Origin of the sequence: Vibrio sp. V42_P2S4T144, from assembly GCF_009904715.1 — a bacterium.
Lineage (GTDB): Bacteria > Pseudomonadota > Gammaproteobacteria > Enterobacterales > Vibrionaceae > Vibrio > Vibrio alginolyticus.
Genome location: NZ_WXWS01000212.1, coordinates 1 through 3,015 on the forward strand (window position 1 = coordinate 1; position 3,015 = coordinate 3,015).

Genomic DNA, 3,015 nt, shown 5'->3' on the forward strand with positions numbered 1-3,015 from the left:
GCGTTAGATAAGCTCAATACTGCTAAATCTGAATTGCAAAAAGCGGAAACCTTGAATGGAGAGTTTTCGAAACGAGAGCAAGCAGAAAGCGCACTCAAGCTGCATCTAGAACACTCAGATTCGATAAAAGCTCGTCAACAGCAATTAGAAAACGCTAAAAATGCCAATAAGATAGAGTTGCCCTACATCTCATTACAAAATGCAAAAGCTCAAACGCAAGAGCTTAGGCAAAAAATCGTAGCTTTGGAAGAGAGTCTCGAAAAAGCTAATGTCGTTGCGAGAGAACAAGAAAACTTGCAGCAAAGTGCAAAAGAGGCAGCGGCAAAGGTCCCGCAGTTAACGCAACTGCAGTATCAGCTTGAAAGTATGAAAAACAAGTTGGTCGAGAAAGACAATTTGGAAAGTAAAATAACGGCGGGTTATCAACAAAAACAACAATTTGAAGCAACGTTAAAACAGTACATAGAACTAAAAGATAAGTTAACGTTACAGGCCCAGCAGGGACAGAAGGAGCTAGAGAAAGCACGAGTTGATGTTGCGCTTATTGGCAGCATCGATGCGGAAATAAAACAAAAACAACGGCTGTTACAGGATCTACAAAAGCTGCATGATCTTACTTTAGAGCTCTCTAAACTCAATGCGCTAACTGTAGGCAAGCAGCAGTCACTACACGAAGCCAGTCAGCGCTATATGCAGCGTCAACAAGCCGCTGATACGATAGAGCTTAAGTGGCACAACGCTCAAGCGGCAGTATTAGCGCAGCGACTAAAAGCAGGTGAAGCATGCCCGGTGTGTGGTAGCGAAACGCATCCTAACCCCACAACGTTTGTTGAAGAAGCCGTTACAAAAGAGCAAGTTCAGGCGGCTAGAGCGAAAGAGCGAGAAGCTCAAACCTTGTTGAACCAACTAAGCAATCAGCTAGAACAACATAACGTTGTCATTAGTCAGTATCAGAATCAGTATAACCAGTTGAAAGAGGAGTTGGGTGAGTATGCTACATCTGAGATCTCGACGGTTCAAAATGATTTGCAAGCGCTTAATGCTCAACTCCTACGTCTACAAGCTATTGATATTGAAAAACTAGAAAGGAACGTTGAACAGCTTAATCAACGCTGCGTCGTGGGTGAAAATAAAATTCATGAGCTGCAGAATCAAATGGCGGCAAATGAATCAACCGTTAAAGCGAACCAAGAACAATTGGCTCAATTACAAGCTTTTATTGACCCAAAATACAGTTCCGCTGACTTGCTTGAACGTGAAATTTTGCTGACAAAAGAGCAAATTCTGAGTTTGAACACAGGCTTAGAAAAGGCGCAAAACGCTTTGCAGCAAGCGATATTGGAGAAATCAAATGCGGAAAGTCACTTAGCGACGAACAAGCAGTGGTTATCTGAGTCAGAGCAAAAACTTAGCCAAGCAGAATTAGCGTGGAATGAGGCACTACAGGCGAGTAAATTTGAAGATGAAAGCCATTATCTAAGTAGTCGAGTGGGAGATGATGAACTTCAAGCCTGGCAGCAAGAAATAGACAGCTTCAAACAGGCACAAACCAAGCTTGAGCAAACACTACATGATTTAAATCATGCATTGAAAGATCTTGAAAGGCCTAATTTAGAGTCGTTTAACGACAGGTTAACCACTCTGCAGGCGCAATATATTGAAGTAAGGAATCAACTTGATACCACACGCTCAATATTTGAACGTCTTGAAAAGGTTCGTAAAGATATTGCCGTGTTGCATGAGAAAAATAGTAAGTTAGAAGAAGAATACAAAGTCTTTGGTACGTTGTACGACGTTGCTAGCGGTAAAACAGGCAGCAGGGTTAGCCTACATCGCTTTGTTCTTGGTGTACTGTTGGATGATGTGCTGATTCAGGCCTCTCAACGCTTAAGCCTTATGAGTAAAGGGCGCTATATTCTTGCTCGAAAAACAGAGGGCTTCAAAGGCGCTGCGGGTCGCGGCTTAGATTTAATGGTTGAAGATGGCTACACAGGAAAAACGCGTGATGTTGCGACACTTTCCGGCGGTGAATCATTTATGGCAGCGCTTGCTCTGGCACTTGGTTTGTCGGATGTTGTGCAATCCTATAGTGGCGGTATCCGTTTAGACACTTTATTTATTGATGAGGGCTTCGGTAGTTTAGACCCAGAGTCTTTAGATCTTGCTATTCAAACGCTAGTGGACCTGCAACAGACTGGGCGCATGATCGGTGTTATTTCTCACGTTTCTGAGTTGAAAGAACAAATGGCGCAGAGGATTGATGTAGAACCATCAAGACTTGGTTCAACGGTGTCGATTAAATCTCAATGTCGCTTCGCTGTCTAATTCAGTGACTACTGTTAGATCAAAAAGCCCCTAATGTTGGGGCTTTCTGACTAAGTCGCTACTGTTCGCAAAAGTGGCCTTCTTTTGGCGATTGGGTAATCGCATATTCGCCATCGAGGTTGCGATAAACAATCGTGTTCCAAACAGAGCCATCATCCAATTCAAACTCAATAGCATAGTTGACGCCGCTAACGATTTGCGCGTGAACATTCAGTATTTGTTTAAACGACGCTATTGTGTCCATTTTCTTTAAAACAAAGGCCATTGCCTTTTGTGCATCAGGGGTCGCGTTAAACTCATTCCACCCACCTGGCATGTTTCCTTGTGCATTACATACATCTGCCGAGGTCGTTAATTGTGTCGTTGCGCTCGGCTTTTCCTGCTGACAACCTGCAAGTAACACCAAAAGTGCACAAACTGACACTGTTTTTAATTTCATAACAATAACCTCTGTCTATAACGCAACGTATTATAGGAGGGTGATATGCCTACGAATGTCTATGTTGTGCAAAGTTTCTATATGCATAGGGTTAAATGCTGACAAAATGTACAAGCATGGTGAGCTTGTAAGTCAAAAATAGAGCAATCTTGTTATCGATTTGCTGAGATGACGAGGTTTCGGTGTTCAGCGCGCTATTGATGATGAAGAATTGTGATGTGTACCTATTAGGGCGATGGTGCGGCTTAGTG

At 42.9% G+C, this 3,015-nt stretch carries 2 protein-coding genes; one reads left to right on the forward strand and one right to left on the reverse strand.

What is annotated here, in order from left to right:
- A partial coding sequence (locus tag CAG68_RS07580; RefSeq protein ID WP_161440974.1) for an SbcC/MukB-like Walker B domain-containing protein occupies nucleotides 1–2,325 on the forward strand: 2,325 nt, incomplete at its 5' end.
- Nucleotides 2,326–2,383: 58 nt separating this feature from the next.
- On the opposite strand, the gene CAG68_RS07585 is transcribed toward CAG68_RS07580, so the two are convergent.
- Complete coding sequence (locus tag CAG68_RS07585; RefSeq protein ID WP_017633640.1) at nucleotides 2,384–2,764, reverse strand: cystatin domain-containing protein; 381 nt, start codon at nucleotides 2,762–2,764, stop codon at nucleotides 2,384–2,386.
- Between the last annotated feature and the right edge of the window lie 251 nt (nucleotides 2,765–3,015).